The organism is Streptomyces prunicolor NBRC 13075 (assembly GCF_000367365.1).
GTDB classification, from domain to species: Bacteria; Actinomycetota; Actinomycetes; order Streptomycetales; family Streptomycetaceae; genus Streptomyces; species Streptomyces prunicolor.
Map to the genome: position 1 here is coordinate 43,596 of NZ_BARF01000108.1, position 15,466 is coordinate 59,061.

The 15,466-nt window shown below is 67.6% G+C and carries 13 protein-coding genes and 1 tRNA gene; 6 read left to right on the forward strand and 8 right to left on the reverse strand.

Features of this window, described 5'->3' with window-relative positions:
• Positions 1 to 35: 35 nt before the first annotated feature.
• The 3 genes from SPR02S_RS45575 to SPR02S_RS45585 all read right to left on the reverse strand — a co-directional run bounded on the left by SPR02S_RS45575 (position 36) and on the right by SPR02S_RS45585 (position 2,833).
• Positions 36 to 965 carry a DUF2637 domain-containing protein gene (locus SPR02S_RS45575; RefSeq protein ID WP_019063733.1) on the reverse strand — a complete coding sequence of 310 codons (930 nt, stop codon included), beginning with the start codon at positions 963 to 965 and terminating at the stop codon, positions 36 to 38.
• A 322-nt stretch (positions 966 to 1,287) separates the two neighbouring features.
• Positions 1,288 to 1,974 (reverse strand): zinc finger domain-containing protein, encoded by a 687-nt coding sequence (locus SPR02S_RS45580; RefSeq protein WP_019063734.1) that lies wholly within the window; start codon positions 1,972 to 1,974, stop codon positions 1,288 to 1,290.
• Between the two features lie 7 nt (positions 1,975 to 1,981).
• Positions 1,982 to 2,833 (reverse strand): DNA-binding protein, encoded by an 852-nt coding sequence (locus SPR02S_RS45585; protein WP_019063735.1) that lies wholly within the window; start codon positions 2,831 to 2,833, stop codon positions 1,982 to 1,984.
• 478 nt (positions 2,834 to 3,311) lie between these two features.
• Between SPR02S_RS45585 and SPR02S_RS57850 the strand changes: the two genes are divergently transcribed.
• The 4 genes from SPR02S_RS57850 to SPR02S_RS65355 are packed head-to-tail and all read left to right on the forward strand — an operon-like array spanning position 3,312 to position 5,749.
• Positions 3,312 to 3,572, forward strand: coding sequence for a helix-turn-helix domain-containing protein (locus SPR02S_RS57850; RefSeq protein WP_043258942.1), 261 nt, complete (start codon positions 3,312 to 3,314; stop codon positions 3,570 to 3,572).
• Positions 3,573 to 3,610: 38 nt separating this feature from the next.
• Complete coding sequence (locus SPR02S_RS65350; protein WP_078623193.1) at positions 3,611 to 4,003, forward strand: helix-turn-helix domain-containing protein; 393 nt, start codon at positions 3,611 to 3,613, stop codon at positions 4,001 to 4,003.
• 39 nt (positions 4,004 to 4,042) lie between these two features.
• Positions 4,043 to 5,560 (forward strand): LacI family DNA-binding transcriptional regulator, encoded by a 1,518-nt coding sequence (locus SPR02S_RS45595; RefSeq protein WP_019063737.1) that lies wholly within the window; start codon positions 4,043 to 4,045, stop codon positions 5,558 to 5,560.
• Positions 5,561 to 5,590: 30 nt separating this feature from the next.
• Positions 5,591 to 5,749, forward strand: a complete 159-nt coding sequence (locus SPR02S_RS65355) for a DUF433 domain-containing protein (protein WP_245607741.1) — start codon at positions 5,591 to 5,593, stop codon at positions 5,747 to 5,749.
• A gap of 173 nt (positions 5,750 to 5,922) precedes the next feature.
• Here SPR02S_RS65355 and SPR02S_RS45600 read toward each other — a convergent pair whose 3' ends face one another.
• A complete protein-coding gene (locus SPR02S_RS45600) occupies positions 5,923 to 7,146 on the reverse strand; it encodes a helix-turn-helix domain-containing protein (protein ID WP_019063738.1) in 1,224 nt (407 codons plus the stop codon).
• A gap of 700 nt (positions 7,147 to 7,846) precedes the next feature.
• On the opposite strand from SPR02S_RS45600, the gene SPR02S_RS45605 reads away from it, so the two are divergent.
• Positions 7,847 to 8,989, forward strand: coding sequence for a hypothetical protein (locus SPR02S_RS45605; protein ID WP_019063739.1), 1,143 nt, complete (start codon positions 7,847 to 7,849; stop codon positions 8,987 to 8,989).
• An 84-nt stretch (positions 8,990 to 9,073) separates the two neighbouring features.
• Here the strand turns inward: SPR02S_RS45605 and SPR02S_RS45610 are convergent, their stop codons facing one another.
• The 4 genes from SPR02S_RS45610 to SPR02S_RS45625 all read right to left on the reverse strand — a co-directional run bounded on the left by SPR02S_RS45610 (position 9,074) and on the right by SPR02S_RS45625 (position 14,874).
• Complete coding sequence (locus SPR02S_RS45610; protein ID WP_019063740.1) at positions 9,074 to 12,394, reverse strand: type ISP restriction/modification enzyme; 3,321 nt, start codon at positions 12,392 to 12,394, stop codon at positions 9,074 to 9,076.
• Between the two features lie 501 nt (positions 12,395 to 12,895).
• A tRNA-Pro gene (locus tag SPR02S_RS45615) sits at positions 12,896 to 12,969 on the reverse strand.
• 54 nt (positions 12,970 to 13,023) lie between these two features.
• The gene (locus SPR02S_RS45620; protein WP_019063741.1) at positions 13,024 to 13,803 is read right to left on the reverse strand and encodes a Pr6Pr family membrane protein; all 780 of its coding nucleotides are present in this window, start codon (positions 13,801 to 13,803) and stop codon (positions 13,024 to 13,026) included.
• A gap of 144 nt (positions 13,804 to 13,947) precedes the next feature.
• Complete coding sequence (locus SPR02S_RS45625; RefSeq protein ID WP_019063742.1) at positions 13,948 to 14,874, reverse strand: metallophosphoesterase; 927 nt, start codon at positions 14,872 to 14,874, stop codon at positions 13,948 to 13,950.
• 103 nt (positions 14,875 to 14,977) lie between these two features.
• On the opposite strand from SPR02S_RS45625, the gene SPR02S_RS45630 reads away from it, so the two are divergent.
• Positions 14,978 to 15,445, forward strand: coding sequence for a GatB/YqeY domain-containing protein (locus SPR02S_RS45630; RefSeq protein ID WP_019063743.1), 468 nt, complete (start codon positions 14,978 to 14,980; stop codon positions 15,443 to 15,445).
• Positions 15,446 to 15,466: the final 21 nt, after the last annotated feature.

Consider the following 15,466-nt stretch of genomic DNA (forward strand, 5'->3'; position numbering starts at 1 on the left):
CCGGAAGGGCGGGGCGGTCGGTGTGTTTGCGGGGCTCAGGTGGTGCCGACGGCGGCTGTGCCGCGTTGCCTCTGGCGCTCGGAGGCGGCTTCGTCGGGTCCGTCGAGAGGCTCGGTCTCGGAGCCGTCGTGGGCGGCGGGGTCTGGCCGGTCGGTGCGCTCGGTCTGCAGCTGGTCGCGCAGGGTGCGGGCGCGGTTCTGGCTGATCCTGAGTTCGTTGCGCAGGCGCTGTGCGGTCAGCCGGTCGTCGCTCCAGCTCGCGGTCAGGAGTCGGGCCTCGGCGAGGACTTCGGCGTTGGTGCGCGTGCGGTCGGCGGCCGACTTGGTGGTGGCGGGGACCCGACTGGTCGCACGGCGTGGGGCGGCTCTGCTCGACTCAACCCTGGCGGCTGACTGGAGCGGTCGGGCAGAGCGGGTCGCCTGGTCGGCTTCGGTCGGCTTTGTCACGGGCGTCTTGGCGGCCTTTGCGGGGTCCGACTCGGTCGGCGGCTCGGGGGCCGATCGGGCCTGATCAGAGGTCGACCGTGCGGCCTGCTCGTCGGGTTGCCGACCAACTGCTTCGGCAGGGTCAGCCGACTCGGGGTTGTGGTGCAGCACCTTCGCCACGAGGTCCGACCCGAAGTAGATCGACCCGACCGGTAGCGAGGTCGCCAGCAGTACGAGGGCCCAGTTCGCCGGGTCCCAGTCGGTCAGTCGGCCCCACTGGGTCGGCGTGGTGTGCAGGGCCGGCGTGAGGCCGTGCACGTAGTTCAGCAGGAGGCTGGCGATCGTGTAGGTCGCCAGGACCCGCAGTGCGAACTTCCGGTCGGCATCGGGCAGCACGAGTGTGGCGATCAGCGCGAGGGCCATCAGCCCGTCGACCACGATCGGGTAGAACAGGGCGGCGGTGGGGTCGGCGCCGATGGCGCGGGCCACGTCGGACAAGGCGTTCCACGAGACCCGGAAGGCCATGAGGACCACGGCCATCAGGCCGACGACGAGGGTGAATCGTGCACCGCGGTTCGGACGATGACTCCCAGCTCGTACGTCTGCGCGGCGGCGGTAGCGAGCCCGGAGACGGGCGAAGGGGGAGCGATGGCTGTCGGCGCTGGGGATGTCGGCCGAGGCTATCGGGGTGGGGGAGGGCAAGTCAGATATCTCCAGGGTGGGCATAGGCGGGCGTGAGGTGAGGTCTCCGAGGAAGCCGGCGGGGCATGGCATCGGTGCTGCCAGCGGGCGGTGAAGGTGAGATTCGGGTGCGGCGAACAGGCCGTTGGTCAGGCACCGGCGCCGATACGGCAGCCGCCGGTCACGCGGCGTCCTGCCGGGCCAGCTCCGCCACGGCGAGGTCCACGCGGGTGGGGTGCGGCCTCGTGCGGGGTGCGTTGCCCCGGTAGTGGCCGTCGAGCCCGAGGCGCCGGCTGCGGCAGGGCTCACCCTTGTCTGCGTGGCACCACCGGCACGGGACGCTGAGAGCGTCGGGCTGTCCGGCGGCGACGGCAGCCTCGCGGGCCGCACGCGCGGGCCGGTAGGGGGCGAGCGCCGCGCGGACGGCTGGCGGGATGGGCGATCCGACGGCGGCGAGGCGGGCATCGATGTCCCGGTGCGGGCCCCCGGCGAGCTGTCGGTGCGGGGAGGGCGCGGCCATGCCGGTGGCGACGGCGTGCCGTGTGCGGAGCAGTTCGGTGCGCCAGGCGGCGGGGTTGTCCGGGTCGGCGACCGGTGTGGGATCGGTGTGCCGGTCCAGGCGGTCGCGTCGGTAGGCGCGCCACTTGCGGGCGACGTCCACCGGGAGGATCGGGTACGGGGATTCCAGGACGTGGGCCCGTATCGCCTCACGGACGTCCCAGCCGTGATCGGTGGCGAAGGGCACATCGTCGAGCAGGTCGTGCCACTGGACGATCTGGTCACGGGCTTCGTCCGTGCCAGTGCGGGCGGTGCGGGGATCGAGGCGCCCGATGTAGGCGAGGACGGCGGCGACTTCGCGTCGGTCCAAAGGCGGGTTACTCCGTTCCGGTCGGCTCGTCGAGGGCGGCGAGAAGGGCGGCCATGTGCGCCTCGGAGCGCGTCATGCCGGTAGTCGAGGTGGGGGTGGGTGTGCCACCGGGCAGGGCGTAGAGGTTCGGGCGGCCGGGGGTGGGGGTGCGTTCCCGGGCGATCCACGCGCGCCAGTAGGCGGCCCACGCGTCGGCGGTGCGGGGATCCCACGAACTCCGATAGGTGCGCCACTTCGCGTCGGCGGTATGCAGGCCGTGCTCGCCGAGCCGGTCGAGATGCCCGTCGTGCTGGAGCCAGGCGCGGGCGCTGCCGTCGATCTGCCACTCGCTGGCGGAGATGAGCGGGGCAGAGCTGCTGCTGCTCTTACCGTTCACCTTCGGTTCTCTTCTGATCTGGGGGTCGGAATCTGCACCCCCCTCGGGTCGGAATCCGTACCCCCTGGGGGCCGGATTCTGTTCCCCGGGGTCGAATTCCGATCCCCCCTTGAAAGGCTCGGCAGGGTCGGATTCAGACCCTCCGAGGGTCGGATTCCGACCCCCTTGGGGTGCCGGATTCCGGTCCCCCTGCCGGGACTCATCAGCGATGAATTGGGCGGCGATTGGGAGGCGGTAGTACGTCTCTCCCCTGGGCCCCTTGCGGTCGGGGAGCTGCACCACCTCGCCGTCGGCGATCAACTTGGCGAGTGCGTCGCGCACGGCGGTGCGGGAGGCGTTGGCACGCTTCATGAGGGTGGGCACGGACGCGTAGGCGACGCAGTGCTGGTCGCGGCACCGGTCGGCGATCAGGGCGAGGACCATGCGGGCGGTGCCCTTGCTGTGGCTGTGGTCCCACACCCATTCGCGGGCGTCGTAGCTCATCGGGCGGCGGCTCCTGGGGGTCAGTGCATGGAGGTGCAGTCGGCCCTTTGTCGGGCGGTGCACAGGGAGGGGGTTGGCCCACCGCCCCGGCCGAAGGCGCGGGGGAGGGCTGGTGGCGTCGTGTAGCCAAGACAGCCACATCAATGCCGCTCAAGTCCAGCATTCCGCCAAGGAATTCAGACAGCTGACGGCGAACGCTTACTTCGAGCTGGGCATCCCCAAAATTATAAACCCGGATCGGCCGCTGCCGAAATTACGGACCGTCAGGCGAAGCCAGAAGCATCACATCGGCAAGCCGTTGACGCGCCGCCGAGGGGGAAGCTACAACACAACACCGCACGTCACAGCATCGATCGACGCATCCGTCCGCGCCCCCATCTCGGCCCCCGGAAACGTGTCCCCGGCGTACGACGCGAGCGCAACATAGCCGACGATCGCCGGTTACCAAAACCGGCGATTGAGCCTTTCAATTGGAGCCATGCCCCCACGCTCATTGGAAATCGGGCTGGCAGGAATGCAGGCGGCCCGTGCCATCGAAATCCTCCGCACCGAACGCGGCCTCGCCCAGCGCGAGCTCGGCCGTCCGATGACCAACACGATGCTGTCCCGCATCGAACGCGCCCACCGCCGCTGCGACATTGACGACCTCGTCGCCCTCGCTCAAGCCCTCCTCGTCTCGCCCCTCGTGCTGCTTCAGGAGGCCGAGCGCCCAGTGACGAGTTTCGTTCAGCGCCGCTGACCGAGTACGCCCGCCACCGAGTTAGGAACCCACCGCTCTTGCACCACACCGCAACGCCGCCTGCTCTCACACGCCCGCTTCCCCGCACCGAGGGCGAAGCAGCCTTGCCCCGCCTCTACCGCCCCGAGGAGATCGCCGAGACGCTCGGCTGCTCTGCCTGGTGGGTCAAGGACCGTGCGCGAAGGCGCCTGATACCGCACACGCGGGTCGGTCGCGCATACCGCTTCACCGCCGGACACCTCGCCGAGATCATCCGCATCCACGAAGAGCCGGCCCCGCAGTCCGCGCAGCGCACCCCTCCGCGGTCGCATCAGCCTGCGCCGACAACTACGTCATCGCGTACGGGCCGAGTGCCCCAGGCCCCGATGCCCTCCGCACAACGTCTCCAGGCCCGACCGCCCCGCAGGTCCCAATACGGCACCGCGGCCTAGCACGACAGGGCAGACCACAGGAAGGAGGGAGCACGAGGCATGGGCTTCGCCGAGAAACGCGGTAGTTACTGGCGCGGCAGGTACAAGGTCAGCGAAGGCAAGTACGGCACCGTCGCCGACCCGACGGGTGCGGTGGTCAAGTTCGCCACGAAGCGCGAGGCGAAGCAGGCCGCAGACGAGGAAGAGGCCAGGGTCCGGCGCGGCACCTGGCGCGACCCGTCCGCCGGACAGGAGACCTTCGGCGAGTACGCCAGCCGCTGGTATGACGCCCAGGACCTGGCCGCATCCACCATGCAGAACTACCGGCGCCACATCGAGGAGCACTTGCTCCCCGAGTTCGAGGACAAGGCTCTCGCTAGCATTCTCCGCACAGACGTGGACACCTGGGAGAAGCGGGAGAAGTCCGTCTACGCCGCATCGAGCGTCAAGACCTGGCGCTCGACGCTCCACCTCATCCTGGCCGACGCCGTGGACGAGGGCCTCATCGTCGCCAACCCGGCCACCAAACGACGCGGACGCGGCAAGCGCGCCGGCCGTTCCCGTGACCGGGGACCCGAGAAGGTCATCACCGATCCGCTCGGCCTGTTGCTCATCGCCGAACGCGCGGCCCTGCTGTCCGGGCGCGACGACGAGTTCGTCGCCGTGATCCTCAAGGGATACACGGGAATGCGGTGGGGCGAAATCGTCGGCTTGGAAACCGAGTTCGCACGACCAGACGCCGTACGGGTGGAGCACCAGTTGTACGAGCTGGACTCGGGCGAGCTGATCCGCTGCCCGCCCAAGGACGACAGCTACCGCACCATCGACGTGACGGAGTGGTTGTCGGCCCTGGTCGCCGACCACATCGCCCGTACGAAGCCGACGCCGTGCGCCTGCCACGGCAAGAGGTACGTGTTCCGTGGCCAAGGCACCGCTCGCACCGGCGGGCACACGGGCGCCAAGCTCGTGGACGTCGCTCGCCGCGCGGAGGTTTCCAGCGGCACTGTGTCCAATGTTCTCAACCACCCCGAGCGGGTACGGGAGGACACCCGCGTCCGTGTTGAACGCGCCATAGCCGAGCTCAAGTTCGTCCGAGGAGGCGTCCCGACGGAGAACGCCGCCCACTGGCGCCGCAACGGCTTCGCCACCTGGCTGTTCGCGCCGGCTACCTCCGGCTGGTACCCGAAGAAGGCACCTCAGGAGGCCCGCCCGGTCCCGCTGCTCGGCGAGCCTTGGCCCGGCATTCCGGTCCGAGGCCGCAACGCCCAAGGCCGGGCCGACGCCTGCTGGCTGCCTGTCGCCAGAGGGCTCACCCCGCACGGCCTGCGCCACTCCCACCGCACGCACATGGAGGATCTCGGCACCGAGAAGGTGCTGATGGACGAGCGCATGGGCCACATCGACGGCTCGGTCTCGGCCCGCTACGCCCACGTGACCCCCGGCATGCGCGAGCGTCTCAAGGTCGGCCTGACTGAGCAGTGGGAGGTAGCGCTCGATACCCGGCGGAGCCTGCATCCGCGCTCACCGGTCGCCGTACTCGATCGGCTGCTGCGCGCTCGCGCCACGACGATGGCCTGATGGTCGGGAGACGGCATCCGGTTACCTCGAATGCTGCGTGGCGGTGAGCCGGTCATCGAAGGAACCCGGATTCCCGCTGCAGAGGTAGCAGCCCTGGTCAGGGACGGTGTCCCCCGGACCGGGGCAGCGGCTTCTATCCAGGGGTTAGTGCAGCGCGTCGCAGGTTATCTGCTGGTCGGGATCGTGTGATTCAGTCACCTGGTGTAGTCGGCGCGGTGGATGAGGGCGGCGGTGGCCAAGACGCGGAGGAGCCCCAATGGTTCGACCAGGCCGCATGCCCCTCACCCACCGTCACCGCCAGCTGGAAAGGGACTTGCGGCGCGCTGTAGCGCCTGGTCTGCGCGTGGCAATGACTTCGGGACTCAGACGAGCGACTTGATGGTTTTGTCCGCGTACCGCAGCGTCTCGTCGATGGCCTTGTCCATCTCGGGCAAAGCGTCGGGCTTTGCCGTGAGGAGAGCGCTGACGTTGATGCTGCTCACGGCGAGGAGGCATCCAGCCACGGTCAGGAACTCCTTGTACCGTTCCTGCCCCTCCTGCCCGAGCGATTCCCAGTCCCGGGGCTCCGGCGGCAGACTTATTCTCCATTTCTCAAGGGCGTGGGTGCCGTGGACGCTGACGTACTCCATGATGGCCGGGGCACGATCCAGTACGTCGATCATCGCGTCGAAGCCTTGCTGTGACTGATCCAGAGCCGCCTCCGCAGCCTCGACCTCAGTTCGGAGACGCTCCTCCTCCTTCTTGTTCCGGCGCTGCCTCAAGACGTAGAAGCCGGCGGCCGCCAGCGCTGCTGCCGGGGCGGCGACCATGCCTGTGAGCAGGAGAGTTCCACCAGCCATGCCTGCACCGCCTGCAGCCAGCGTGCCTCCTCCCAGGAGGGCCAGAGTCGCGTTGGTCGCGGCAACCCCGGACAGCGTCGAGATAGCTGCTCCAGTGGAGGCGGTCCCGAACAACGCGGCGGCGGTGAACGCACCGTAGGCCGCGGCGCCGCCGGCTGCTACCCCGGCCGCACCTCCAGCGGCGGCACCGCGGATCGCGTTGGCGATCCCGACGGACATGGCCTCGATACGTATCGCGGTAGGGATCTCGCCCGTGCGCTCGATCTCCTCCTCACTCGGCCTCTCTGGCTCGGGCGCCCCGCTGATGCTCTCGGCCAGCTCCACAAACCTCAGGAAAAACTCGTCACGGGCAACATCATGGACATGGTTGAAGGCTTCCCCGTGTTCTTGGGTGATCTTCGACCGCTGGGCCGCCTTCTCGTTGATCTCGGCGTGACGTCTTTTCGTCTCTGCGACTTGGTCGCGCAACTTCACCGGCCGCTGGCCCCGCTGCCGAGCGAGAGACCTGGTTCGGTCCTCCGCCTCCTGCTTGAGTTGCTCGGGTGTCAGTTGGAACGCGAGGGCGATGGCGGCCAGACGGTGCTCCCCAGGGCTTACGAGCCCACGCTCGATCCGGGAGATCGAGACCGCGCCACCCTTCCCGTAATCGGCCCGCTCGGCCAACTCTTCCTGGGTCATAGAGGTCTTCTGGGCCTGGCGGTGCTCGCGGATCACGAGACCCATCGCCTCTGCGCTGAAATCATTCATCGGTTCCGGTCCCTTTGGCCAGCGGGCTGTGGCGACGCCAGGAGGACTGAGCCTCACGTGCTAGCGCACCACCGGAGCGGAGAGCCTGGGCGCCGTCTTCCGCAAACCGCTTGGCCGCTTTGACAACGGCCGGGTCACGACGGACTTCGTCGGCGGCGTGGATCCGGGCGGCAGCGAGGGCCAGGTGGTCGAGGTTGAGGCGAGACATGGCAATGGACCTTTCGTCGCTGATGGTGCTTGCGCGTGTGCAACATAGCGTCACTTAGTGCGTGGTGTCCGCACTATGGTGACATTGACGGCAACGACGACACGCTCAGCTTCTGGGACCGCCTGAGCCGGAGGGGCTGGCGCAGCGCGTCACAGGTTCTTTGCCGGTTGCCTGTGACGGTGGGTGAGAGTCATACGGATCGGTCGAAGGCGTCGGGGCGGCGCGGGTGTTGAGTGTGGCGTTCGAGGTAGCGGGGCGTGTTCGGCGTCGGCGTCATAGCGCCACCGGTAGGCGCGGGCCGTTCGTTTGTAGCGGACGGTGTAAGCGGTGATCTGTGTTTTCGATCGTCGCGGGAGGCGAAGTCGGAGTACGGCCTGTACGTCGGCTTCGTTGCCGACATCAGCCGGGCCGACTGCCTGCCTCAATGCGTAGTACTCGTGATTGAGCGAATTCCTCCCCGTCGTGCGGCATATCCCTGCCAGGATCAGACCCGTGACATACGTAGTGACTGTGGACGCCCACATCCCGGAGGGCACTCCGGAGATGGATCCACTTCAGCGCACTGGCGCCGTGGCGCTCATCGAGGACGGATTCGACTCGGTGGGGGCTATCGAGGGACCCGACGGCATGGAAGTCGATCTCCTCGACAGCATCGTGGCCGTCTACCCGGGCGGAGCGCTTCTGAAAGTTTTCGTGGATGCTCCGGCTCTGGAGTTCGCCGAGGAGGCCGTGCGCTCGGTCGTGAGTGAACTGCTGGAACGGTCCGAGCTGTTGGCTGACTGGCAGATCGAGCGATGTGAGGTCGAACTGCACCCGGGGCTCGCCCAGGAGAGTCTCGCCGCCGCCGACGGTCCCGATGCCCCGCCCGATGATGTGGCAGACCGTAAGGCTCGGCATACCGAGCGCCCCACGGCCGAGGACGACAGCGAGGGCTACGACGCCGAGGCGAAAGCTGAGGCGGTACGCGGTCAGATGCTGGCACTGGCAGATGAACTACGTTCCTTCTCGCCCGTGATGTTCGGCGTCCTGGACGACGAAGACGACGAGGGGGAAGACGGCGACACCGAGTTCGCTGTCTCGCCGGAGGACGCCAAACTCGCTGCCGGTGCCTTGGTGTACGCGACGGACATCCTGGTGGACGAGCTGTTCCAAGACGTGCAGACTCTGACAGAGGAGGACACCACCGCTGCGGAATGCGACGGTCCCCTGTGGCACTTCGAGGACCTTCCCGAGCGGTACGCCCTCCAGTACGACGCCCGTTTCGCCCGCCGCTTCCTTGTGACGGTGATCGCCATGACCACCCGCTTCACGGATGGCAGCTTCCAGCAGCTGAGCTGCGTCGCCGAGGAGCTCGCGCTGAAGCTGTTGTTGAACGAGACGAACGTGAGCTTGGAGACTTTCGGGCTGCTCGACGACGGTGTCTCGGCCGCGCTCGACTCGTTCGCCGACAACGTCTACGAGGACATGGACCACGAGTGGCTCTATGACGACTCCATGGACGGCATCGACGAGAGTGCCGTCGGAGCGGCTCTTGGTGTCGCGCCGATGGCGTTCCAGGCGTGGTTCACTCCGTTCAACGAGGGAAGGTACGTCCACCCGTCTGCGGCTGATGAGCCAGAGGGGGCGGCGCAGTGAGTTGTCCCGCTTCCTGAGGCTCCTTACGCAGGCTGGTTCTGCCGGAGCGACGGACCCGACAGTAGAAACCAGCTGCTGTTTCGCTCACAGGTCGAATAGTGCGTCGCCCGCGTCCGATGTCGCCTTCAGCGCCTTGGTCGCCTCTGTGGGCACGGGGAGGACGCCCGCCGTGGTCAGATCTGCCACCGCGATCAGTTGGCCCGCGCACACCTCATTGAAGAGGTCGGCCTGTGCCGGCTCCCCCTGCACGAGCAGGCCGAGGACGTTCAGCAGCTCCAGCAGTTCCGTGGTCCATGAGGGAAGCCAGCGCCGAGCGAACTCATGGTCCAGTTCGAGGCGTCGCTTGCCGGCGGGGTTCCTTCGGCGGTAGCCAAACCACTTGTCGAGAACGTTCATCCCGGACACTTCGTACTCCCGGACCGCGATAGGCACCGGACTGATCCGTCCACTGCCGACCCACAGGTCCTGTGTCACGGGGTCGTACGCCAACTTCTCCGGCATGGCTTCCGTATCGTCCGGAATCTCCGCGACGCATCGGGGGCGGTCGCGTGGCAGCAATACCCTGCCGTACGGCCTCCCGGCTGCCTCGTCGGCATACCGCTCGCCGTAGGTGTGCAGCCACAGGACCCGCTGGCCGATGGCAACCGCCTGCTCCCACAGACAGAGGTCAGCGGTGAGGGGTATGCGCGGGCCAGGAACTTCGAGGTCTTCCTGGAATCGGGCCGTGTACTCCGGATGGGACGCGAGTGCGGCAATGTAGGCCAGGAGGTCTTCAGTGACGACCGGTACTCCGAACCGCCTGGCGAGCAGGGGGAGTAGACCGGGCGTGACGTTGGGCAGCGTGCCGGCGGCGTTGCGGTAGAGAGGACGGGCGCAACCGCTGCGGTTGTTGAAGTAGTGCATGTCGGGAATGAGGGCACTGAAGACTAGCGCCGGCCCGTTGACCAGCGGGTGGGCATTCTGCTCGATGGTGTAGACCTGTCGGTCGCTCCGGACTCGCCAGAGGTCTGCTCTGCCGCGTTCCATCAATCGGCTGTCCGGCAGGACATACTGCCGGTCGAACGACCGGAATCCTATGCGCACCGTTTGAGTGTTTGTCCTGTGCTCGGTGGCGAGTGTTGTCCGTCCATGCGATTCGACCCCTGGCAGGGGCGGGACACTGTCATCGGGCGTTCGCTCTCCCGAGTCTCCGAGCATCTTGGCGCGCCGCTCGGTGTCCGCAGCGACAAAGCGCCGCCACCGTTCATGGAGCGTGTCCTCGTCCGGTGCATAGACCCACATGCGCCCCGGAGTGACGCCACGCGACGACCACGGCATCAGATCTCTCAGCTGCGGGCAGGACTCCCACAGGTCGCTGCCGGGCGGCAGGAAAGCATCCGTCTTGCCCGTGGCGCACTCGCGCCATTCGGAGTCGTCGAGCCTGAGGGCCGTCAGACGTTCGATCTTCTCGTTGCGGCGCCCGGCGACCTTGAGGTGCCTTACTTTTGCGGTCTGCTGCTCTGTCCGCGGCCTGGGGCTGTTCCGCCATCGTACGAAGATCGCGATGCACAGCTCCTGCGCGACCTCGGGGAATATACGGGTCGCGACATCAGCTCGGTGGCCCTCCGGCGACAGGTCGATGATCCAGCCCTCGTCGGCGGTTTCACGCAGATAGCGCCGCATTCCGGCGAACGCCCGCCCTTTGAGCCATGCCTTAGGAGTGATCAGCGCGACCACGCCGAAAGGTACGTCGTCGTGTGCGTCGAAGACCTTCCAGGTGGCCCAGCGCCAGAAGTAGACGTAGAGGTTGGCGATCTTCGACTCGTACCTGCCGTTACCGGGTTGCCGGAAGGCCCCCAGCGGGGCAGGGATGTCTGCCTCGGGTTCCCCTCGCTCCACCCACTTGCCCGCACCCCGTTTCACGGCGTCGTGGGGCGGGTTGCCCATGACGACCATGACACGCTCGTCTCTCTTTACCTGGTTGGCCTGGCGGCGGGATTCTGCGAGTGCTCGGTAGGTGTGGGGGATCCAGTTGAACTCAGCTGTCGGGCTGTCCAGGGCATCGGCCACCAACAGCCTGAGTCCCTGGGCGGGGGCCGCGGACCCGTACTTCTTGAGCATGGCGTGCATGCGCAGTTCTGCGACGGCGAACGGGCCGACTTGCATCTCGAAACCGACCAGTCGACGCCCCACCATCTCTCGCAGGCGGGGGCCCACCGCGCCTGGTCCCTCTTCTTCAGCGATGGTCTCGGCAGCGAGCTCCAGTGCCGACAGCAGGAAGGTGCCGGTGCCCATGGCCGGATCGACAAGGACCACATCAGGGGAGGCGAAGCCGGAAGGAATATGGAAGCCCTCCCGCCTCAGGACGTCCTCGACCAGCCGGGCCATGGCCGAGACGACGCCATGTGGTGTGTAGTACGAGCCTGTACGTATCCGCAGCTCAGGGTCGTAAATCTGAAGGAAGTGTTCGTAGAGTAGGAAGTAGGCATCGCCTGTTCCGTCGTCCAGCACGTCCCATCTGACGGCCCCGATGACACGGAGCAGTGTGTTGAGAGTGGTGGAGAGTCCCGCGACCGAGTCTCCGGCGAGGACATCCAGCGCCTGGCCCATAAGTGAGTGCTTCTTGCCCAGCTTCGTGGCGATACTGTGCATGGTCTCGCCCTCGAAGGTGATCTCCTCCACCCGAGCGAGCAGAAGCGCGAACACGACGGCTTGACCGTACTGTTCGATGAATTCGGCGTCGGTCGCTTCCGGGAACAGCAAGTGTCGCCAGTCCTTGGCCAGCTTTGTAAAGGCTGGCAGACGGCGTCGGCTCTTTTCCTGCGCGATCGCCTCACCGACCTCTTCCGACAGCAGTTGGCACAGTCCTGCGACTGCTCGGATGAGCTGGCTCGTGGTGCGGGGCGTCTGCGGCTCCCAGGTCAGGAAGTCGTACAACACCCGCGCAAGCGCCCCGTCGGCGGGAGCAAGCCGGGCGCCGGAGGTGAGGACCGAGCCGCGCAGGTAGGCCACTTCTCCAACCTGTTGGCCCTGCTGGTGGACAGAAAACTCGTTGCCGTCACAGAGCAGTACGTTGTTGAGCAGCCGTAGTTTCGCCCACTGCCCGGCGTTGCGGCCTGTGTAGACGGACGGGTCGGCCTGGGTGCCCGGCTTCTTGAGCTCGATGTAACCGACGAGAGCGCCGCCGACCTCAACCGCATAGTCAGGGCGGGCTCCCATGTCGACGAGCGGTACCTCGCCGATGAGGGTGACGTCCAGACCGAGGCCACGGCATACAGATCGGATCATGTTCTCCAGCGGTCCCCGGAGCTGGTCCTCCTGCCACCCGCTGCCTCTCAGCTTCGGCGTGACCTCCGCTCCAAACGCGGACACAGCGGCCTGGACTGCCTGTTCGAAGCTGTCATGGATCCTGCGTCGGGCACTCATATCGCCCCATCCCCCAAGGCGGGCAGATCCGGCCGACGTCAGGTCGGTGCGGCTATCTGCCGCACCTTGCTCCTGTCGGGGTCGGACTTCATTCCGGCCCTCGCTGTTCCATGACCGTAGGAGGGGAGCGCGGGGCGCAAGGAGGGTGCATGGAGGCGCGTATCCGCGCAATATGCGCCGATGCCGGACTGACACTGAGGCGTTGGATGCGCTCGGTCAAGACCGTCGCGAGGCGGCGGGCGGTTGTCCAGGGAGGTCGTCTGGTGTTCAGCCGGATTGCCGAGACGAATCAGAAGCACGACTCCCGAGCGCATGGCGCCCAGTTCACGAACGCGCACATGAGAGGGGTGTGGGGATGTGGTGGTCAGGTGGGTGCGGCTGCTGCTCGCTGGGAGACCTGGACCAAGATCTTCTCCCAGATTTCTCCCAAGCCATCTCCAGGAACAACTCAGGGACCCGACCCGCTAAGCGGATCAGGCCCCTGACCTGGCGTTGTAACTGTCGGGGTGGCGGGATTTGAACCCACGACCTCTTCGTCCCGAACGAAGCGCGCTGCCAAGCTGCGCTACACCCCGATGTCGCCACTTGTCCTGCCCGAGCTGCTGCTCACCGTGGCGACGTCGTTTACTTTAGCCCACCGGTGGCTGGAGACGAAATCCGGTTTTGGCGCGGTGGCGGATCGGGTTGGGGCGGGCGTGGTCGATGGCCACGAGGAGGACGGAGAGGGCGTAGAAGGCGAGGCCGAGGAGGAGGGCGTTGCCCAGGACGCTCTTGTAGCCGTGCTGTTCGACGTCCAGGAAGGTGTAGAGGTAGCGCCCCGGTGTGCCGGGGAGGATCAGTTCGCCCCGGGCCAGATAGACCGCCAGGTACGTCATCGGGTACAGCAGCCACGTCGCCGCCATCCGCAGATGCAGCCGGCCGGGCGCGGTCAGGAACAGCCAGTCGACCACCGCCGCGATCGGGATCACCGTGTGCAGGACGTGGTTCGTCACCGCCTGCCAGCCGCTGACGGGGCCGCCCGTCATCGAGAACGGCGTCGACGCGTGCGCCAGGACCAGGTGGTACATCAGGCCGGTGATCGTGATGTAGAGCAGTGCCGCGCCGGTGACCAGGGGGGATAGGGGGCGGCGGGCCGTCCAGGCTCGGCGGGCCGTGGCGATCATGACCAGGGCCAGCAGGATGTTGCTCTGGATCGTGAAGTAGGTCAGCACCCGGATCGGGCTGCCGAGGAACAGGTCGACGGTTACCGCCGCTGCCGCCACCAACGCGACCAGCAGTCGGTACGCCGCCGTCAGCGGGCGACGGTACGGGGCCACCACCGCGGTGGCGGGAACGGGTGAGGCGAGCAGTGCGGGCATGCCGGGTACCGCGGGGAGGTCCGGGATGTCCCTGGGTATCGGGGCGGTCATGCCCTCACGCTAGGCAGCGGGGACGAAAGGGGCGATACGGGTGGGCTGGACGAGGTACTCACCGCAGCCCCCGGTACCTCACCGCAGCCCCCGGTATCCCCCGGTATCTACGTCCTGAGATACCTCCCGCGCCCGCGCCCGCTCCTACCCCTCGCCCACCAACGTCAACAACGTCGCCTCCGGCGGACAGGCGAACCGCACCGGCGTGTACCGGTTCGTCCCGCACCCGGCCGATACGTGCAAGTACGACGTCCGGCCCTCCGCCGTATGCCGGGACAGCCCCTTCACCCGGTCCGTGTCCAGGTCGCAGTTCGTGACCAGGGCACCGTAGAACGGGATGCAGAGCTGGCCGCCGTGCGTGTGGCCGCCGAGGATCAGGGGGTAGCCGTCCGCGGCGAAGGCGTCCAGTGCGCGCAGGTACGGCGCGTGCACCACGGCCATCGAGAAGTCGGCGTCGTCGGACGGGCCGCCGGCCACGCGCGCGTAGCGGTCACGCTTGATGTGGGGGTCGTCCAGGCCGGTCAACTCCACCGATGCGCCCTCGAGTTTCAGCGTCCCCCGCGTGTTCGTCAGGTTCAGCCAGCCCGCCGCGTCGAAGCCGTCCCGCAGGTCCTCCCACGGGTTGTGGATGGCTCCTACGACGGGCGGGTTGCCGTTCAGGCCGTGGCGGCCAGCGGTCTTCTCGAACAAGTACCGGGCGGGATTACGGGGTGTGGGGCCGTAGTAGTCGTTGGAGCCGAAGACGTACGCACCCGGGAACTCCATCAGCGGGCCGAGCGCGTCCAGCACCTCGGGGACGCCCTCCGGGTCGGAGAGGTTGTCGCCGGTGTTGATCACGAAGTCGGGGCGCAGGCCCGCGAGCGAGCGCAGCCAGCGCTGCTTCTTGCGCTGGCCGCCGACCATGTGGATGTCGGAGACCTGGAGGACTCTGAGCGGGCGCATCCCGGCCGGCAGCACCGGGACCGTCACCCGGCGCAGCCGGAAGGAGCGGGCCTCGAAGCCCGCCGCGTAGACCAGACCGGCGGCGCCGGCCGCCGCAATTCCCAGAGGTACTCCATATCGCGCGCGCATTCCTCCATCGTGTCAGACCCCACTGACACGCCTGACACCCCGTCGGCCAGGGCCCGGTAAATCGGTGGGCGCAGCCGGTTGCGCACCTGCGAGAATCAGACCCATGACCGCCACGCTCAAGTCGAAGCTGCAGGAAGACCTCAACACCGCGATCAAGGCGCACGACAAGCTGCGTTCCTCCACGATCCGGCTGACGCTCGCCGCGATCACCAAGGAGGAGGTCGCCGGCAAGGAGAAGCGCGAGCTCTCCGACGACGAGGTCCTCAAGGTGATCACCAAGGAGGCGAAGAAGCGCCGCGAGGCCGCGGACGCCTTCGCGCAGGGCGGTCGCCCCGAGTCGGCCGCGCAGGAGAAGGCGGAGGGCGAGATCCTCGCCGAGTACCTGCCCAAGCAGCTCGGCGACGAGGAGCTGACCGCGATCGTCTCCCAGGCCGTCGAGGAGGCCAAGGCCGCCGGTGCCGAGGGCCCGCGCGCGATGGGCGCCGTCATGAAGATCGTGAACCCGAAGGTGGCCGGCCTGGCCGAGGGCGGCCGCGTCGCCGCCGTGGTGAAGAAGCTCCTCGCCGGCTGACCCACCCATGTGTTTCTACGA